This is a genomic window from Streptococcus gallinaceus (assembly GCF_040545695.1).
GTDB classification, from domain to species: Bacteria; Bacillota; Bacilli; order Lactobacillales; family Streptococcaceae; genus Streptococcus; species Streptococcus gallinaceus.
Map to the genome: position 1 here is coordinate 213,361 of NZ_JBEPMK010000004.1, position 17,756 is coordinate 231,116.

19 protein-coding genes, 2 tRNA genes and 1 pseudogene are annotated in these 17,756 nt (G+C 42.8%); 2 read left to right on the forward strand and 20 right to left on the reverse strand.

The window, feature by feature from the left end; translation table 11 throughout:
• Positions 1-26 precede the first annotated feature (26 nt).
• The 6 genes from purR to rsgA all read right to left on the reverse strand — a co-directional run bounded on the left by purR (position 27) and on the right by rsgA (position 5,284).
• Entirely contained in the window at positions 27-848 is an 822-nt protein-coding gene (gene purR, locus ABID27_RS06975) for a pur operon repressor (protein ID WP_354281180.1), read from the reverse strand.
• Between the two features lie 93 nt (positions 849-941).
• Positions 942-1,883 carry a 3'-5' exoribonuclease YhaM family protein gene (locus ABID27_RS06980; protein ID WP_354281210.1) on the reverse strand — a complete coding sequence of 314 codons (942 nt, stop codon included), beginning with the start codon at positions 1,881-1,883 and terminating at the stop codon, positions 942-944.
• Entirely contained in the window at positions 1,873-3,111 is a 1,239-nt protein-coding gene (locus ABID27_RS06985) for a DNA recombination protein RmuC (protein WP_354281182.1), read from the reverse strand. The genes ABID27_RS06980 and ABID27_RS06985 overlap by 11 nt, the downstream gene beginning before the upstream one ends.
• A 1-nt stretch (position 3,112) precedes the next feature.
• On the reverse strand, positions 3,113-3,745 hold the full coding sequence (locus ABID27_RS06990) for a thiamine diphosphokinase (RefSeq protein WP_354281184.1): 633 nt from the start codon (positions 3,743-3,745) through the stop codon (positions 3,113-3,115).
• On the reverse strand, positions 3,738-4,397 hold the full coding sequence (gene rpe, locus ABID27_RS06995) for a ribulose-phosphate 3-epimerase (protein WP_253364864.1): 660 nt from the start codon (positions 4,395-4,397) through the stop codon (positions 3,738-3,740). Before rpe ends, ABID27_RS06990 begins: the two co-directional genes overlap by 8 nt.
• A 14-nt stretch (positions 4,398-4,411) precedes the next feature.
• Entirely contained in the window at positions 4,412-5,284 is an 873-nt protein-coding gene (gene rsgA / locus ABID27_RS07000; RefSeq protein ID WP_253364862.1) for a ribosome small subunit-dependent GTPase A, read from the reverse strand.
• A gap of 116 nt (positions 5,285-5,400) precedes the next feature.
• On the opposite strand from rsgA, the gene ABID27_RS07005 reads away from it, so the two are divergent.
• A tRNA-Leu gene (locus ABID27_RS07005) sits at positions 5,401-5,483 on the forward strand.
• 90 nt (positions 5,484-5,573) lie between these two features.
• A tRNA-Ser gene (locus ABID27_RS07010) sits at positions 5,574-5,662 on the forward strand.
• 38 nt (positions 5,663-5,700) lie between these two features.
• On the opposite strand, the gene ABID27_RS07015 is transcribed toward ABID27_RS07010, so the two are convergent.
• The 14 genes and pseudogenes from ABID27_RS07015 to ABID27_RS07080 all read right to left on the reverse strand — a co-directional run.
• Positions 5,701-6,543 carry a methyltransferase domain-containing protein gene (locus tag ABID27_RS07015; protein ID WP_253364860.1) on the reverse strand — a complete coding sequence of 281 codons (843 nt, stop codon included), beginning with the start codon at positions 6,541-6,543 and terminating at the stop codon, positions 5,701-5,703.
• Position 6,544: 1 nt separating this feature from the next.
• Positions 6,545-7,417: a 16S rRNA (adenine(1518)-N(6)/adenine(1519)-N(6))-dimethyltransferase RsmA gene (gene rsmA, locus ABID27_RS07020; protein WP_354281187.1), complete on the reverse strand. Its 873-nt coding sequence runs from the start codon at positions 7,415-7,417 to the stop codon at positions 6,545-6,547.
• Complete coding sequence (locus ABID27_RS07025; RefSeq protein ID WP_253364849.1) at positions 7,418-7,654, reverse strand: hypothetical protein; 237 nt, start codon at positions 7,652-7,654, stop codon at positions 7,418-7,420.
• A complete protein-coding gene (locus ABID27_RS07030) occupies positions 7,651-7,977 on the reverse strand; it encodes a hypothetical protein (protein ID WP_253364847.1) in 327 nt (108 codons plus the stop codon). The genes ABID27_RS07025 and ABID27_RS07030 overlap by 4 nt, the downstream gene beginning before the upstream one ends.
• Positions 7,978-8,194: 217 nt before the next feature.
• A complete protein-coding gene (locus tag ABID27_RS07035; RefSeq protein WP_253364845.1) occupies positions 8,195-8,347 on the reverse strand; it encodes a hypothetical protein in 153 nt (50 codons plus the stop codon).
• Between the two features lie 279 nt (positions 8,348-8,626).
• A complete protein-coding gene (gene rnmV, locus ABID27_RS07040) occupies positions 8,627-9,196 on the reverse strand; it encodes a ribonuclease M5 (RefSeq protein ID WP_253364837.1) in 570 nt (189 codons plus the stop codon).
• Entirely contained in the window at positions 9,189-9,962 is a 774-nt protein-coding gene (locus ABID27_RS07045; RefSeq protein WP_354281190.1) for a TatD family hydrolase, read from the reverse strand. The genes rnmV and ABID27_RS07045 overlap by 8 nt, the downstream gene beginning before the upstream one ends.
• Before the next feature lie 73 nt (positions 9,963-10,035).
• A pseudogene (locus ABID27_RS07050) lies at positions 10,036-11,700 on the reverse strand (glycoside hydrolase family 13 protein).
• 107 nt (positions 11,701-11,807) lie between these two features.
• The gene (gene rpmH / locus ABID27_RS07055) at positions 11,808-11,945 is read right to left on the reverse strand and encodes a 50S ribosomal protein L34 (protein WP_082781213.1); all 138 of its coding nucleotides are present in this window, start codon (positions 11,943-11,945) and stop codon (positions 11,808-11,810) included.
• A 193-nt stretch (positions 11,946-12,138) separates the two neighbouring features.
• The gene (locus tag ABID27_RS07060) at positions 12,139-12,771 is read right to left on the reverse strand and encodes a ribonuclease P (RefSeq protein WP_253364831.1); all 633 of its coding nucleotides are present in this window, start codon (positions 12,769-12,771) and stop codon (positions 12,139-12,141) included.
• Positions 12,764-13,711, reverse strand: coding sequence for an RNA-binding cell elongation regulator Jag/EloR (gene jag / locus ABID27_RS07065; protein ID WP_253364830.1), 948 nt, complete (start codon positions 13,709-13,711; stop codon positions 12,764-12,766). The genes ABID27_RS07060 and jag overlap by 8 nt, the downstream gene beginning before the upstream one ends.
• Before the next feature lie 21 nt (positions 13,712-13,732).
• Complete coding sequence (locus tag ABID27_RS07070; RefSeq protein WP_354281193.1) at positions 13,733-14,545, reverse strand: YidC/Oxa1 family membrane protein insertase; 813 nt, start codon at positions 14,543-14,545, stop codon at positions 13,733-13,735.
• Complete coding sequence (rnpA, locus tag ABID27_RS07075) at positions 14,529-14,888, reverse strand: ribonuclease P protein component (protein ID WP_253364827.1); 360 nt, start codon at positions 14,886-14,888, stop codon at positions 14,529-14,531. Before rnpA ends, ABID27_RS07070 begins: the two co-directional genes overlap by 17 nt.
• Before the next feature lie 177 nt (positions 14,889-15,065).
• A partial coding sequence (locus ABID27_RS07080) for an isopeptide-forming domain-containing fimbrial protein (RefSeq protein ID WP_354281196.1) occupies positions 15,066-17,756 on the reverse strand: 2,691 nt, incomplete at its 5' end.

Below are 17,756 nucleotides of genomic sequence, written 5' to 3' on the forward strand. Positions count from 1 at the left end.
AAAGACGAACCGCTTGGTTCGTCTTTTTATTTCATATCATCAAAGATATTTCCCAACTCAACACTGACTTTATTTTCTTTCACGTTGATGTCCGTTACTGCCAGCAAGGATTTGTAATTGGCAACATTACGATCACCGTTTTGATTTTCAGCAAAAACAGCAACTCCGGCTAGACTACTATCAAATTCTTTCAAAAGGCTGATCATCCCGTTGATGGTGCCCCCATTTTTCAAGAAGTCATCAACAATCAATACACGGCTTCCAGCTGGTAAACTCCGTTTTGACAAGAACATTTTTTCAATGCGGTCGCTGGAACCTGACACGTAATTGACAGAAACGGTTGAGCCTTCTGTGATTTTCAAGTCACGACGCACAATGACAAATGGTACATTGAGGACATTGGCTACAGCATTTGCCAAAGGAACTCCTTTTGTCGCTACGGTCATAACAGCGTCAATCTGCTGGTCCTTAAAGCTTTCTGCAATGATGCGACCAATATTTTTCAAGGTAATAGGCGTAGACAAAAAGTCTGAAGAATAGATGTAACCGCCAGGCAAGATACGGCTACTTTCAGCCATACGATTACGCAGCCTCTCTGCAATCTCAAGCGCCTCTTCCTTAGACATAGACGGTGTGAAAACCACGCCACCGCTAGCACCTGTGATGGTTTCAATATTCCCAATCGAGCTTTCTTCAAAAGCTTTTTTGATGATGGCAATATCTTCTGAAATGGAAGACTTAGCAGACTCGTACTTGTCAGCAAAAAGATTCAAACTGGTCAACTGGTAAGGGTGGTTGATGAGGTAATTTGAAATCACAACCATCCGTTCACTTCTTCTTAATTTCATAAAATTTCCTTTTTGTTTTTTCCAATTATTATACCATAAAAAAGAAAAAAGGCGAACTTTTTATTTAAAAAAATTATCCTTTTTCGTTGTTTTTTAATCAATATTCGGTTTATAGAAGGTACGATTGTCCATTGCGAAGATACGATTGGTCATTTCACCCGGTCCCACCTTGTCCAGAGCCGTCATCATCATCATCATTTCCGCATCGATATTGTCAATCATGTGAATAATCTCCGCTTCCATGATTTGTGGACGAACAGGGCTACCGTATTCGAGCAAGCCATGGTGGCTGAGGATGACATGGCGCAAGACAGTTACATCCTCCTTGGCATCGTCAATTTTGAGCTCTATCAACACCTTGGTAATCTCTTCGTCAATCAGAGAAATATGTCCAATTAGATTGCCTCGAACGGTATAGCCAGTATTGTCTGGACCCGTTAGCTCGATGACCTTGGCCAAGTCATGCAGCATGATTCCTGCAAAAAGAAGGCTCTTATTAAGCTGTGGATAGACATCCCCAATCTTATCCGCTAAGCGAACCATGGTTGCCGTATGAAAAGACAAACCTGAATAAAAGGCATGGTGGTTTGTCTTAGCCGCAGGATAAGAATAAAACTCCTTGTCGTATTTGCTGTATAGGGCACGCACAATTCGTTGCCAAACAGCATTTTCAATACGGAAAATGGTTTGACCGAGGTATTCACGCGTATCTTGGACATCCACTGGTGGTTTCTCCTTAAAATCAGCTGGGTCACTTGGCTCACCATTTTTCGGCAAACGTAGCGTGATTTGATTGACCTGAGGCATATTGTTGTAGACCTCGCGGCGCCCTTGCATATGAACGACTGCTCCAGCCACAAAATCTTTTATTTTTCCCGGTTGTGCATCCCAGATATTTCCGGAAATTTCACCCGTATCATCTTGGAATGTTAGAGCTAGAAAGTCTTTCCCAGCTCTGGTTTGTCGCAATTCAGCCGACTTAATCAGGTAGAATCCTTCAAAGAATTCGTCCTTTTTCATTTGGTTAATTTTCATCTTCATTCTCACTTATTTCTGGAATATTGAGCAGAGAGCGGGTCGTCTCATCCTCGTATAATTCGATATTTCGAAGCGTCCGTTCAATGGCATTGGTGCGACGTGTCAGCAGTTCATCTAGATTGCTGCTAGCATTGTTGAGGTGCTTTTGAGCCTTAACCAAAATCCCACCAAACTTGCCAAATTCAGTTTTGACATTGCCCAAGACCTTACTGATATCATCTGCCGAGCGCTGAATATTGAGCGTTTTGAAGCCGACAGACAAGGAGTTAAGCAAGGCAGACAAGGTCGATGGCCCCGCCACAACAATTTGCTCACTACGACGCAAGTCGTCGAAAAATTCAGGATTGCGTACAACTTCCGAGTAGAGCCCTTCCGTCGGTAAAAAGAGAATCCCAAAATTAGTCGTCTCAGGCGGATTGAGGTACTTGGTCTTGATGTCCTTGGCAAAACGTTTGACGCTGGCCAAGAGGTTTTTCCGGTGGAGCTCAATCTCTTCCTTGCTCCCCGCCTCGTAAGCATCTTCCAAGCGGTAATAATCCGCCAACGGAAACTTGGAGTCAATGGGCAGATAGACGGTTTCGTCCTGGGATTGCCCCGGAAGCTTAATAGCATACTCAACTCGTTCGCTAGAGCCCGCTACCGTAGCACATTCGCGTTCGTACTGGCTGGGCGTTAAAATATCCTCGATAATTTGCCCCAGTTGCAACTCGCCCATAATCCCGCGCGTCTTGGTATTGGACAAGACTTTATTTAAAGTAGTAACATCGCGCGCGACATTTTGCATCTCACCCAAGCCACGGTTGACAGACTCCAACTGCTTGGAGACTGTTTCAAAAGAGGCTTGCAAACGTGTCTGTAGAGTCTTTTCTAACTTTTCTTCTACCGTCTGACGCATTTCTTCCAAACGTTTTTCATTGGAATCTTGTAGCACCAAGAGACGGCGTTCGGTCACTTCACTATTTTGTTGCAAACTTTGCTGAATATCCTGACGAAGGTCCGTTAAATGCTGAAAAAGCTCTCTGCGCAGCTCTGTCATTTCCTTATGAATGGCTTGTTCTTGCAATAATTGCTGGCGCTCCAACTGGAATGTCAGCTGATCTGACAAATGGTCAGCTGTGTCTTCTGACGCCTCTTCTAATTGATGCGGCAATTGCTTGAACTGAAGATAGAGGAAAACAAGCCCTATCAAGTTCAAGATGACAAGTAAGACGATGATTCCTTCCATACTAACTCCTGTCCTTACTATAAATGACAACAACATAGCCCGAGTCCAACTCAATCACTAAGTCCTCATCTATAAATTCGTTGCTACTGTAACATTTTTTGAAAAAATAATTGCTGGTATTAAGCGGGTATTTCGCCCCCTCGATGGTCAATCTGCTACCATCCGACGGCATAAAGGAGACGTAGGTCATTCCCTCTACCGGCTCAATCAAGTGACGTCCTTGAGGGAAAAAACGTACCAGATTGAGACTATCTTGCAGCTTAATTTGCTGCATAAATGAAGCTAGACTAGGCTCGCTAGCCAGAAAAAGATTGGACATCATGTGGTCCAGACGACCACCAAAAGCCCCCAAAACACTGACTTGGGCCTCTGGATACTGCTCAAAAACCGTCTTCAGAGCCAATTCCAAGTCCGTATCATCCTTTTCGGCTGGCGCTTGTGTCAACGATTTGGCTTCCGCCTTAATCCACTGTAACTCCTCTGCAGAAACTGAGTCAAAATCCCCAACCGCCATATCAAGTGGTAAGTTGTGCTTCAGAAGGAAAAGAGAACCTGCATCTACGCCGACAAAGACATCAAAGCCTGTCATCACCAGATCCAAGTCTCCGCCTGCAACTACCGCAACCTTAATCATTGAGCACTGCTCTCAAGGCATTCACACCCGTTTGCAAATCTCTCTTGAAAAGATAAGAACCCGCTACAAAAACATTGGCTCCAGCTTCCTTAGCTGAAGCAATAGTCTTGTCATCAATCCCACCATCCACTTCAATATCAAAGCTGAGACCTTTTTCTTGGCGCATCTGAACCAAAGCTGCAATCTTATCTGCCATCTCTGGGATATAAGCCTGACCACCAAAACCTGGATTCACAGTCATAATCAAGACTTGGTCTACCAAGTTCAAAACATGCTCAATCGCAGCCAAAGGCGTTCCCGGATTGATAACGACACCGGCTTTCATACCAGCAGCCTTAATTTTTTGTAGACTACCGTGGATATGGACCGTCGCTTCTGCATGAATGGTCATGATATCCGCCCCTGCACGCGCAAAACTGTCAATATGATTTTCTGGATTAGACACCATGAGATGACAGTCAAAAACAAGCTTGCTGTGGGGACGCATAGCGGCGACGACATCTGCACCAAAGCTAATATTTGGCACAAAATGACCATCCATAATATCAATATGAACATACTCGACACCTGTTTCTTCCAAGCGTTTGAGCTCTGTTTCAAAGTTTGCATAATCTGCTGCTAAGATGGATGGGGCGATTTTGTAATGTGACATAGATGACCAACTTTCTATGGTTTTTTAGAAACTTTCTTATAGGTTTCTCGTTTATTTTGGATTTCGCTGAGAAACTGTAGATAATTATCGTAGCGACTTTGGGCAATCTTGCCAGCTTCAACGGCTGGTTTGACAGCGCAAGACGGCTCGTGGGTATGGGTACAAGTACGGAATTTGCATGCTTGACTGCTCTCGGCGATTTCGGGGAAGCAATCCGTCAACATTTCTGCCTCTGTCACTTCGTAGTCCAAGGACGAAAAGCCTGGAGTATCAGCGATTTTCCCACCATTGACCGTATAAAAACTAACCGCACGTGTCGTATGACGACCACGACCAAGACTCTCGGAAATTTCTCCCGTTCCCAAGGCCAAATCCGGTGCTATCTTGTTGAGAAGAGTCGATTTTCCAACCCCAGTTTGCCCCATAAAGACAGTCACCTTATCGGTCAAGAGAGGCAATAACTCCTCCAACGAGTAACAAAAATCATAACCAATGGCTTGGTAATCCTTGCGAATCTGATTCATACTAGACAGGTCATCCAACAAGTCCATTTTAGAAATGTAGACAATAGGATGAATGTCCTTGTGCTCCAGTAAAACCAAGAAACGGTCCAGGAGATTAGCATTAAAATCCGGCTCCTTGGCAGACATGATGACCACTGCCTGATCAATATTGACAATGGGAGGTCGGACCAAGCTGTTTTTTCGCTCCTCAATACTGAGAATATAGCCTTCTGACTGCTCCTCCGCAGAAAACTCCACAAAGTCCCCTACGTATGGTTTCTGACCTTTTTTTCTAAAATTTCCACGTGCTCTTGTCTGATACACCTGTCCGTCTGATTCTACATAATAAAATCCGGCAAGTGCCTTGATAATTCTACCTTGCATCTTTCTCCTTTGGTCTTTTGACCACTCTAATAGCCCTATTATATCAAATTTTTAGCTAAATTTGTGTCTGGCTACTAGCCAAATCTTGTTTTTTAGCGTATAATGAAAGAGTTCCAGCGGAGGTGGTGGAACGGCAGACACGCATGCTTCAGGCGCATGTGCCCGTACGGGTGTGAGGGTTCAAATCCCTTCCTCCGCATCTTTTGCGAGCTAGGTCTTCATTATCAAAATGAAACTCACAAATCTATTTTTTCTTAATTTCATCTCTGAAATTATTTTTTTATTTTTTGGAAAGGTGGCCCAGCCTGGTACGGCACCGGACTCGAAATCCGGCAAGTGGATTTTATTCACGCGCGGGTTCAAATCCCGTCCTTTCCTTAGAAAACTACAAAAAGACGCATACTCTATTGCGTCTTTTATTTATTTTTAGCTTTTCCCACCAATACGAGCGCGCTGACGGTGATTTCTGTCACATCCGACCAATCAATCTGGCTACTGTCAACATGAAACAACAAGGGCGTCATTTCGATGAAAGCCTGACGTTCTGCAGCCGAACAAGCAGTCGTTTGCGAAACTTCTTCTTGAAAAAGGATATCAAAGGATTCCTGAAAATGGTCGATAATTTTCTGGTTTGAATATTCCTTCTGCTGGAGTTGGTCGTTGGCTTTCGCCCGTAGCTCCTTGACATGGTCTGCAGTTGGCACGACCTTTAGAATCAAGCCATCCTCTGCCAACACACGCTGAAATTCACCGTAGTTAGCTGGAGAAAAAATGTCTAAAATAAGGTCAATCTTGCCATCTTGTACGGGCAAATGAGCCAAATCCGATACAAACCATTTCCCACGGTGTGTCCTATCACTCTTGGCCGCAATCTGGACCGAATCTTTGGAAATATCAAAAGCCAAGATTTCTTTGTCTCTAACCTGCAAAAGCTGACGCGAGTAATAGCCTTCTCCACAGCCGATGTCTAATATAGTCTGCACCTGCGGATGCTGGTCTACCACCCGTTCAACAGCCTTTAAGACAGGCTCATAAAAACCCTTGTCCAAAATCAATTGACGATTTTCAAAGGATTTCTTACTGTAATGGTCATCTACCTTTTTCCCACCGTGCAGGTTCACATAGCCAAATTTTGACAGGTCATAGGTATGATTATTGGCGCACTTTAGGCTATTTTCCACTTTCTCAAGGACATTTTGACAAATAGGACAGGCAAAAAACACCGCACTATTTTCAAAACGCTGCCGCTTATCCACCATCCTACAATCCAACTTCCTTGAGAGCATCTGCTAGTGCTCCAAAATCCTCAATTGAGAGCGCTTCTCCCCGCACACTTGGTGTCAGACCTGCTTTTTCAAGTGCCACTTCCAATTGTGCCTTAACTTGGTCAGACTTGCCAAAACGATTGGTCAAGTTGTTCCATAAGGTCTTACGGCGGTGTACGAAGCTAGCTTTTGCTACATCAAATAGAAAATCTTCATCCTGCACCCTTACCAAGGGTGCTTCGCGGCGAACCATTTTCAAAATGGCCGAATCCACGTTTGGCGCGGGCACAAAGACCGTACGAGGTACGATAAAGGCAACCTTAGCCGTCATGTAGTACTGGACAGCGATGGACAAACTACCGTAGGCCTTGGTATCTGGCTCTGCTGAAATGCGGTCTGCCACCTCTTTTTGCATCATGACGACAAACTCTTGAAAAGGAATCTTGCTCTCAATCAAGTGCATCAAAATCGGCGTTGTGATGTAGTAAGGAAGGTTAGCCACCACCTTGATCGGCAGGTCTGGATTAGCAAACTCCTTGATACGGCTCTGCAAATCTGACTTGAGGATGTCTTCATTGATAACCTTGACATTGTCAAAGTCACGAAGTGTATCCGCCAAAATCGGAATAAGACGGTCGTCGATTTCAAAAGCCATAACCTCGGCAGCATTTTCTGCCAAAAACTCCGTCAAAGCACCGATACCCGGGCCAATCTCGATGACATTGACACTCTTGTCAATGGCTGCCGTGTCCACAATCTTCTGCAAAATATTGGTATCGGTCAAAAAATTCTGACCGAACGATTTCTTAAAAGTAAACCCATGGCGCTCAAGCACCGCGCGGGTCACGCTATAATCTGCAATTCTCATTTAATTTCCACCTAAAATATTCCTTAACACTACCACTATCCCTACAACACCTCCAAAAATATACCATTTATATTTTTCAAAAAAACTTGGTTGAATAGACTCCCCGACATTTCCCTCTTCTCCATCCACTTCTAGAATAACAGAACCTGTTTGACTTTCAAACGATATTGACGGACTGTAGCCGTCTAGATAGCCGATAATATCTGCCCTATCAGCCAGAGAAAAATTATCCCTCAACTTAGATACTTTTTTTCAGTAAATGCTTCTTGATTTCCAAGCATCTCATCAGAAAAAACAGTATAGTCATCGTCCATCAACAAAATGTCTGTCACATCAACTCCAACATACTCGTATCCCTGACAATTTGCAAAAACGAAGGAGATAAATTGATCATAGAGAGCTAAACTTTCAGGAAAACAGCTCTCAATAAATTTTCGATTTTTCTTTGCATACCGTTTACTATCTTCAATAGGAATGCGAACTGCTAATATTTTGCGACAAATATTCCTCAATGTACTCAGAATCCTCACTAAAAATATCTCTCCAATGAGAAATCCCATGCTTTATTTCTTTCTCACTCCACAAACATTGCCAAAAAGCAGGTATCTGATAAATACTTTCTGAAAGTGTTTGGTACTTTTGCTTGTCAAATACATACAAAAGGCTACGGTTCGCCATACTTTCTCTATTCTCCCTCTAATTTTTACTATTTTTATCAAAATTATCGCCATTACTTTCCCCCATTATACCATATTTCCGAAAGGGAGTTAGACTGGATTATTCTACTGATTTTGTATCAATTTTTTGATACTTTTTCTCAACTATTTGTTTTTCAGTTGATTTTATATAATAATTTCCTAGTATTATCTTTAGTTTAACTATTCTGTATGAAAATCCCAACTCAACCAGTTTGTTCAGCCCATTTTTCATGATGATTTTCCTCAATCACTTATCTTTCAATCATTTGGAAAGAACTCGTAACAGGTGCATAAAGAGTTTCTCTTCCCCCACGCAGTTGATTAGGTTATCTTTGGAGCACGAAAAACTAACAAAGGTCCCAATCAACCACTGCGTCTGGTTATTCAATCTAACATAAATTTAGGAGCTAGGCTTTTCACCCAACTCCTTTTCCTTCTTTATGGTGTCAATGACTGCTCACTTCATCAAATTCAAAACCCCAGTCAAATACTGCAATTCTCCACTAATAGCTTAAAAAGAGTATCTCCCCATCACAGCTTCCAACTCAGCCAAGGTCACCCCAAACAATTCCAAGCGTTTAAGAAGTTGCTTGCCATTGCAATAACCGATACGGAGCTCTTCCCCTAGATATTCACGGCGTTTGCGACTATCTGCTCCCATGAGCAAGCCAAAACGAATAAGGTCTGCTCGGCTAATGTCAAAATTATTCTGATCATCGTAGTGCCCCATGACTGACGAGAGAGCTTTTTGCAGGTCTTCAAAGCTGGCATGTTCGATACCGAGTGAGCGCCCCTTTGTTTTTGATTTTGGGACTGCTTCGCCTCGGTTGAGAAAGGCGTGTTTTGCGGTCGGAACAGCTTGCATAATCATTTTCCGAATCCGCTCACCATTGTAGTCTGGGTCAGTAAATACGATGACACCGCGCAGGTCATTGAGTTTTTCGATGCGCTCTAGGTCTTCGTCTGTGATGGCAGAGCCACGGGTTTCGTAGGTGTCCACATCATAGAAGCGACGCAAATTGGCAGTGTCGTCTTTTCCCTCGACGACCACCACTTCTTGTATTTTAATTTTCTCAGTCAAGATTAAACATCCTCATAGCATTTCGATAAGTCGCGTCAGCTACTTCTTCCACAGTCATGCCTCGCAACTCTGCGATTTTCTCCACCACATAGCGAGTGTAGGCTGTTTTGTTCTCGCGACCACGTTTTGGTACCGGCGCAAGATATGGTGCGTCCGTCTCAACCAAAATTTTATCCAGTGGCAAATGCTGCGCTGCTTCTTGGATATCCAGTGCTTTTTTGAAGGTTACAACACCAGAAAAAGAAATCATCATGCCCAGGTCAACAAATTTCTGTGCGTCAGCCAGACTTCCGGAGAAGGAATGCATGATACCACCTCGTGGTCCGACACCTGCTTCTTTGATGATTTGGTAGGTATCTTCAAGGGCATCACGGGTGTGAACAACGAAAGGTAGGTCGTGGTCTTTAGACAACTGAATTTGACGTTTGAAAACTTCAAATTGAACTTCTTTTGGGTCTTCCATCCAGTGATAGTCCAGGCCAATTTCACCAAGTGCGATAACCTTGGGATTAGACAGATTCTTGACAATCATGCCTTCAATCTCTTGAGTGTAAGAGCCCGCTTCAGTTGGATGCCAACCAATCGTACTATAAACCTCAGGAAATTGATCTGACAACTTTAGACTACGCTCAATCGTTTCTTGATCAAAACCGACCACATTCATCTTGGTCACACCAAGCTCACGCGCAAGGTTAATTTCTTCTTGTTCTATTCCTTTAAAATTTTCCACATTCAGGTGGGTGTGGGTATCAAAAATTTCTAACATATCTCCATTATAGCATAATTTAAGGGATTTTATGGACTTGAAAAAGAGCCTGAAAACCAGACTCTTTCTCCAACTATAGGGCAACTACCACTGCTTGGTAAGGCTGCAAGTGCACTACATTTTCCTGTAAATCGACCTCGTGACTATTTTGCAAAATAATCTCTTTAGGAACCGCTGATAGAGTCAGCAAAGTTGCTTCCGGCTGAAAATTGACCACTACTTGAATAATTTCTTCCCCGGAACGCTCATAGGCGATAACATTTTTCACCTCTTCATAAAGTGGTCGGAAGGCTCCCGAACGAATGGTTTCTCCGTAGACAGGATGACGATAGAGCGCCGTCAAAGCCCGATAATAGCCAAGTACTGACTTCGCTTCCTTTTCCTGATCTGCAACGTTGATAGCCGTATTAGGATAGGGACTTATCAACCAAGGCTTGATCGTCGAAAATCCTAAACACTCTTCATCGGTCCATTGCATGGGAGTACGGGCATTATCTCGGCTATATTTCCCCGCGGTCTGCAGTGCTGCTTCAGCTGAGACACCGTATTCCAAGGCAACATGATATTCATTGAGAGTGCTAATATCATCAAAGTCCTCTAGGCGTGTAAAGACTTGATTTTCCATACCAATCTCTTGTCCTTGGTAAATAAACGGAATCCCTTTCCGCAACAACTGAATGGTCGCCAAGGCTTTCTTACTTTGGTCCGACAAGTCTGCCTTAGGGATAAAATGAGATACCCCACGCGATTCATCATGATTTTCAATAATAGTAGATAAGACACCAATTTCATCTGCACGCTTATGCGCATCAAAAATACTTCTCTTGATTTCTTCTGCACTAGGCTCTACAAAATCATGCCAGCCATTGCCCTTTTGCCCCAAAATAGCCTGCTTAAAGTCAAAGATAGACGAAAACATCCCATCTTCCCCGATAAAGAAATGCAGTTCCTCCTCCGTCTCATTAAAGACCTCACCAACTGTGAAAGCATTGTGAGGATCAAAGCAAGTCTCTTTCAACTCACGCAAAAATGGCTCAATGGGTTGAGCATTCTCTAGCGAAGCTTGAACAGCTACCAAACCATCTTCCCCATCTGCTGGAAGAGATGTCCAGCTCAAATCTTTTTTAATATTGATAATAGCATCAATCCGAAAACCTGCAATCCCCTTTTCCAACCACCAGTTAATCATGTCAAATAATTTCTGACGCACAAGAGGATTTTTCCAGTTCAAATCAGGCTGCGCCTTATGAAAGGAATGCAGGTAGTATTTCGTAGTATTGGGTACAGGCTCCTAGACACTTCCACCAAAATAACTCCGCCAGTTACTTGGTGCCGCACCATCTTTCCCCTCAACAAAGTAGAAATAGTCCGCATATTCCCCATCTGGATCTGCCAAGGCTTTTTGAAACCACTCATGCTGGTCAGAGCAATGATTGATGACCAAGTCCATGATGATGGAAATTCCCCGATTTTTCGCCTCTGCAATCAGCTCATCCATATCTTCCATGGTCCCAAAAATCGGGTCAATGACATAATAATCTGCAATATCATATCCCTGATCAATAAAAGAACTCTTGTAAACAGGCGATAGCCATAAAATATCAATCCCCAAATCTTGTAAATAATCTAATTTCTCCGTAATCCCACGCAAGTCCCCAATACCATCGTGGTTACTGTCATTGAAACTTTTAGGATAAATCTGGTAAGCAACCTTACCCTTCCACCAATTTTTTTCCATTATTTCCCTCTTCCTATTCAGTCAATCAACTTCTGAAAACGCTATCATATACTGTAGCAAAAAAACCAACAGACTCGAGTTTCTGCTGGTTTTTTATTTTGTTCATCTTATGCAGCTGTAAGCACTTTGCGCCCTTTACGGCGACGAGCTGCTAATACGCGACGTCCATTTTTTGTAGACATACGGTTACGGAAACCGTGTTTACGCGCGCGACGGATTTTACTTGGTTGAAAAGTACGTTTCACGATGAATACCTCCTGATAGATTTTCGTATTCGTTTAGCCGGCTAGATTGATCAGATACTAAACATACTAGACTAGTCTACAGTATTTCCCTACTTTTGTCAAGCACATCTACCTTTTCATGTAAATTTTCAACAATTTTAAATCGAAAATAGACCCTTTTACAAAATTCACAAGAAAAACTACACTCCTGGAACTAACTAACTCTTGTAGCCGCGTAATAAGGCTTTAACAGCTCCATTCCTTGGTAGAGATGCTCAATCAAGTCAGCCATATTCAAGTCCTCTGTCAAAGGAATATCGGTCTTTGCTAAGACTTTTCGAATTTTGCCACTTTCAAGCCCTGCTCTTAAATACAAGCGATTTTCCTCAGTCGCTGGTAAACGGACAACCTCATCGTCAGCTAGATACTGGTAATAACTGCCCGGCAACGCAGCTGTCTTGACAACTTTAGCCTGCTTTTGTAAGCTTTGGTCATCCCGCTTGCGTTCAATGATACTCACTTCAACTGAAATGCCAAACTCTGACGGATTTCCATAGAGTCGAAAGGCAAACATGGGCTCCGACCACACCTCTCCTTGGTTTAAATAGACCCAGAAATGCGGGCGAGCGACCTGCGCTTGGTTGGCCCAATTACTCACTCGGTCCAGCTGAAAATGTGGATAAGCTTCTTGAAAAGCTTTGGCAATTTGAGAAAAAGCGAGACGAGCAGCTTGCCCCTCCCGCTTTAATTCATTCATCGTTTCTTTCAGATTGCCTGCTTTTTCTGGCATGATGTACTTGGTCCCCTGAGCGCCCAAATACCTTGATAAATCTGAAAAATTAATCACGGCTACCCTCGATATCTACTACTACGTAACGATTTGGCTCACTGCCTTCTGAGTAACTTGTTAAGCCATCCATTTTAGAAATAATACGGTGGATGATTTTACGTTCGCTGCTAGACATTGGGTCAGTGTGGTAAGCCTCCTGGTCTTCCAAAACACGCTCAGCTAGTTTTTGCGCATAGCCTTGCAAGACTTCTGCACGGTGCTCTACATAGTCGTTGACATTGATAGTAATGTAGAAATTACGCTCGTAACGATTGTAAAGGAAGTTTTGCGCCAAGAGTTGCAAAGCTTTCAACACCTTACCATGATAGCCGATAACGCGGCCTGGTTCATTGGTATCAACTTGAATATTAATGGTGCGGCGATTATGACTAGCTTCAATCTGAGCATCCACATCCATGTCATCTAAGATTTCTTGGACGTAGCCAGAAACCTCAACCACAACTTGGTCAATATCGTAGCTTTTCTCGACTTGAATATCCAGATTATCAAAACTATTAGATGGTTTCGGTGTATCTCCCAAATGCTCATCCTTGATGATTTCGATGCGGCCTGTTTCTTCTAAGATTGTCTTAGCTTCTTTATCGTTTTTAAGAATTTCCGCCTTGATGTCTTCTTCTAAAACTTGACCAGATTTTTCAAATTCTTTTACAGCTGCTACAACTTTCCCAAGATCAATCGTTGCCTCAGACACGCTCTTAACAGGTTCGTTTAATTCATTGATTTCACTTGGGACACCACGAACAGCCTTTTGATTAGCTCTTGCGACTGTTGTCTCATTGATGACATCAATATCTACTTGGGCTGGTTTTTTACCAAAACCAAGGAAACCACGCTTTTCACGTGCTAAAACAGTAATGTGTGCTTTCTTGCGTGGAATATTCAACTCATTCAAGCCATTTTGAATGGCTTCTTCCACAGTAGTTCCTGTAAATTTCATACTCTTATCTCCTATTTCAGATTATTTTTTCTTACGAGCTTTCTTCTGAGCACGACGAATCTTCGCTTCGCGCTCTTTTTCTGCATCGATTTTAGCTTGACGCTCTGCAATAATTTTAAATGGATTGTTCAATAGTAAGGTTTGGAATACTTGGTAAGCGTTGGAAACAACCCAGTAAAGTGAAACCCCACTGGCAGCCGTTAGAGCAAACCAAAAAATCATAATGGGGAAAATAATCATCATGGCGACCATAGCGCCATTCTTTTCAGGAGCAGCCTTATTGGTCAACCACATGCTCAAAAGGGTGAAGCCAGCTGCTAATATTGGCAAAATAAAGTAAGGATCTGTTGCACCGAGATTGAGCCAGAGGAAGTGCCCAACCTTAAGCTCTGGTACACGACTAAGCGCTTGGAAAAGGGCAATCAGAATCGGCATTTGAATGAGAATCGGCCACATAGAAGCCGTCAGACTCACACCATGCTCTTTGTAGAGTTTAGAAGTCGCTTCACTCAAAGCTTGACGACTAGCCATATCTGTGCCAGGATACTGGGCTTGCAGTTCCTTGAGCTTAGGCTGCAACTCCTGCATCTGACGCGATGACTTCATCTGAATCTGAAATAGTGGCAACAAGAGGGTTCGAATAATCAAGGTAAAGAGAATAATCCCGATACCGATGTGTCCACCGATTGATAAGTGCTGGATGAATTGACCAAACCAATAAACAAGTTTGTCCCATGCTCCCGTAGACTGACTCGTCACAGCTCCTGTCCCGCAGGCAGCCAATACGAGGAGTGACAAGCTCAGCAAGCCTGCCAATTTAATTTTCTTTTTCAAGAGATACACCTTCCTGGTAAATAGTTGCTAATTTCAAAACATGCAGTAGATTTTTTCGTACTTCTTGGTAGGACAAGTCCTCCACCCCTTTTCGGGCAATTACCACAAAGTCATCCGTTGTTAGGTAGGGGGCAAATTCCATCAAAACATGACGTAATTTCCGCTTGACACTATTCCGCACTACAGCATTTCCCAGTTTCTTACTGACTGATAAACCCACCCGATAATGGCCTTGTTCTTTGGGCAATCGATAGACGACAAATCTGCGATTGGCAACGTTTTTCCCTTGTGTAAAAATATCGTTAAAATCGCGTTTTCGCTTGACACGATAGCTTTTTCTCATCGTCCACTCCATCTTTCAAAATTAACACTATTATAACACATTTGTAATAGAAATTTCAAAAAAAGCCAATAAACTGCATGTTTACCGACTTTTTTGAACGATTTATTTGAAAATCTAAGCATCTTTAAATAAAAAACAGGGGAACTCAGTTCCTCTGTTTTTACTTAGAAAGAGATATTAAATATCTTTTCTTTTTTTACCGTAGGCGTAAGCCAAAATACCTGCAATTCCGAGACCAACAAGTGTCCAGATATCTGATTTCGTTGAACCAGTACGTGGCAAGACCTTCTTAGGAGTTGGTGCTTGTGGTGTTGGTGGAGTTGGTAATTCACCTTTCGGTTTTTCTGGAACAGTTGGAGGTGGAGTTGGTGTTTTTGGTTTAGGTGGGTAAACTTTGACAGGATTTGTCTTCTTCGTCAAGTCGCTATGTGGATTGTGGTTGAATTGTACAGTAGCTGTATTTTCAATACCTTTTGTAAAGTGTATATCCTTCAAGGCTTTAACGTCCTTGATAGATGAGTAGATGATAACACTTACTTTACGTCCTTTGAGGGCTTCCATTGTGTACTCGTCTGAGAAGTCAACTGTAACAAGTTGGCCTTCCACCTTAATTGTACCACCCAAAGCTGCAATAGCTTCAGAAGTCAATTCGCCTTTTTCGTTGACTTTCGCAAGTTCAGCAAGTTTCGCTTGAAGCTTAGCTTGTTTGTCCTTAGCTTGGTCAAGTGCTTTTTGTTTTTCATCAACAACTTTTTGTTGGTTAGCTGCTTCCACCTTCACTTCAGCTTCTGTTTTAGCAGTTGCCAAAGTTTCTTGTGCCTTAGTCAATGTTGCTTTCGCTTCAGTCACCTTAACTTCAAGGTCTGTTACAACTTTTTCTTGCTCAGCAAGAGCCGCTTTATCCGCTGCAGGCGCTGAACTTGAAGTTGTGGTAGTAGTATCCGTTGTTGATGGAGTTGTTGTATCAGTTGAAGCTGCTGCTTTCAACTCAGCCAATTTCGCTTTCGCTTGAGTCAATTGTGCTTCTAGGTCAGCAACAGTTGCCTGTGCTTCTGTTACCTTATCTTTTGCTGCTGCCGCAGTTGAAGAAGCGTTGATTTCATCAAGTTTTGCTTTTTCCGCATCAAGAGCCGCTTGTGCTTTTTCGACATCTTCGTCAATAAAGTTAGCTGTAGCTGCAGGTGTACCTGTCACCTTAACAGCAACTTGTTCTTTCTTCACAGTGAAGAGAGCGTCCAAGTTATCTGTAACTGTCAAGCTTGTCAAGTTCATACGTTTATCATCAGCCTGATCTGCTGGAACAACTGAATGAATATCGAAGCGGAATGCGTCAGTGGCTTGTGCCAGGAGTTTGCTCAATGCTTGCTCTTTACCATCCACACCGCTCACTGTCTTCTTAGGAGCTTCTGGAGTTGGCTCTTCTGGAATTGGTGGCGTTGGTGGGTTTGGAGTTGGCGGTGTTACTGTTACAGGAACGGTATCTTTGTGTTTCTTCACACTGTTGCTATCTGTGAAGTCAAGATTTGCAGTATTTGGAATCTTGTGACCGTTATTCACATACGGTGTCAAATCTGCATCCTCTTTGATGTAAGCGGGGATGTAGAGTTGAAGTTGCTTGTAGCCTGCAAGTTTTGCAAAGTCTACAACTGTCGCAACAACACGATTGCCTTCAACTGTTACCTTCACAGCATCAGTTGAGTATCCATCTACATAGGCAACAACTTCACCATTGATTGCCAAAGCATCTACCAATGTATCCGTTACAACAAATTCTCTATATGTAGCGATGTCTGATGGAATATCCGCATTGACATTGTACATGTAAGCTTTATTTGTTGGGATATCCAAGTGAGTTTCTGTACGATTGATTTTCTTATCAATACCTGGCTCATTTGGTGTTGGTGGTACAACTGGAACTGTATTTGAATCTTTCTTCATTCCTGGATCATTGTTAATGATGTAGTTAGCTGTATTTGGAATGCTTGTTTGACCGTCTGTCATGTATGGTCTCAAGTCTGCACCATCTTTGATTTTAGCAGAGAATACCACTTGCATTGCTTTACCAGCATTTGCTCGTGCTTGCTCTTTTGTCAATACAACACGCAAGTCTTGTCCTGTTGTTGTGATTTGACTAGCTGGTACTGATTGGCCATTGACAGTAGCCTTAACAGCTCCTTCAAATGTCAATACATCTTTCAATGTATCTGTTACTTCAAAGGCAGTAACAGCACCTGTTGGAACAGTTGTGTCGATTGTGTAAGTAAATACTTCTGTGCGTGATTGCAATGTCGCGCTGTCAGCATTATTTACCTTCTTAGTAATCGGCGGTTGATTTGGCGTTGGCGGTGGAGTTACCGTTACCGGTGGTGTTGGCGGTGTTTCGCTATCTGGAGTTCCATCAACGTGTGATTTATTTTGGTAAGTCACTTTTGTTGTATTCGGAATTGCTTGGCGTGTTACGCCTTCGCGGATTTGTGAAACAATTACCAATTCAACTTCTTTACCTGCTAATTCTTTAGCATCTTTGAAGTTCTTCATTGTCGCTGTAACTGTTTGGCCTTCTACCTTAACATCAAAGAACTTAGCTGCGTCGCCTGTAATCGTTGGGGTACCTTGAACTACAAGTTCTTTTTCCAAAACATCGACAATTGCAAATTTCTTGTAACTTGCGATATCAACTGGCAAGGTAGTCGTAATATTGTAATTGTAGTCCGTTTCAGTATCAATATTCAACTCAGTTAAGTTTTTATTGATCTTCTTCTCTACAGTTGGAGTTTCTCCTGGAGGAGTAACGGTTACTGGTGGGGTTGGTGGCGTAGTCGTCGTTGGTCCTGGGGTACCATCTGCGTTCGCTTTGTTTGTGTAAGT

Bases quoted from the DNA above. Each gene is read 5' to 3' on its own strand.
- ABID27_RS07035 (WP_253364845.1), bottom strand. From the start codon at position 8,347: ATGAAAAATGGGCTGAACAAACTGGTTGAGTTGGGATTTTCATACAGA.
- ABID27_RS06980 (WP_354281210.1), bottom strand. From the start codon at position 1,883: ATGAAAATTAACCAAATGAAAAAGGACGAATTCTTTGAAGGATTCTAC.
- rpe (WP_253364864.1), bottom strand. From the start codon at position 4,397: ATGTCACATTACAAAATCGCCCCATCCATCTTAGCAGCAGATTATGCA.
- purR (WP_354281180.1), bottom strand. From the start codon at position 848: ATGAAATTAAGAAGAAGTGAACGGATGGTTGTGATTTCAAATTACCTC.
- rsgA (WP_253364862.1), bottom strand. From the start codon at position 5,284: ATGCAAGGTAGAATTATCAAGGCACTTGCCGGATTTTATTATGTAGAA.
- ABID27_RS07045 (WP_354281190.1), bottom strand. From the start codon at position 9,962: ATGTTAGAAATTTTTGATACCCACACCCACCTGAATGTGGAAAATTTT.
- jag (WP_253364830.1), bottom strand. From the start codon at position 13,711: ATGAAATTTACAGGAACTACTGTGGAAGAAGCCATTCAAAATGGCTTG.
- ABID27_RS07015 (WP_253364860.1), bottom strand. From the start codon at position 6,543: ATGGTGGATAAGCGGCAGCGTTTTGAAAATAGTGCGGTGTTTTTTGCC.
- ABID27_RS06990 (WP_354281184.1), bottom strand. From the start codon at position 3,745: ATGATTAAGGTTGCGGTAGTTGCAGGCGGAGACTTGGATCTGGTGATG.
- ABID27_RS06985 (WP_354281182.1), bottom strand. From the start codon at position 3,111: ATGGAAGGAATCATCGTCTTACTTGTCATCTTGAACTTGATAGGGCTT.
- rnpA (WP_253364827.1), bottom strand. From the start codon at position 14,888: ATGAGAAAAAGCTATCGTGTCAAGCGAAAACGCGATTTTAACGATATT.
- ABID27_RS07030 (WP_253364847.1), bottom strand. From the start codon at position 7,977: ATGGGATTTCTCATTGGAGAGATATTTTTAGTGAGGATTCTGAGTACA.
- rsmA (WP_354281187.1), bottom strand. From the start codon at position 7,417: ATGAGAATTGCAGATTATAGCGTGACCCGCGCGGTGCTTGAGCGCCAT.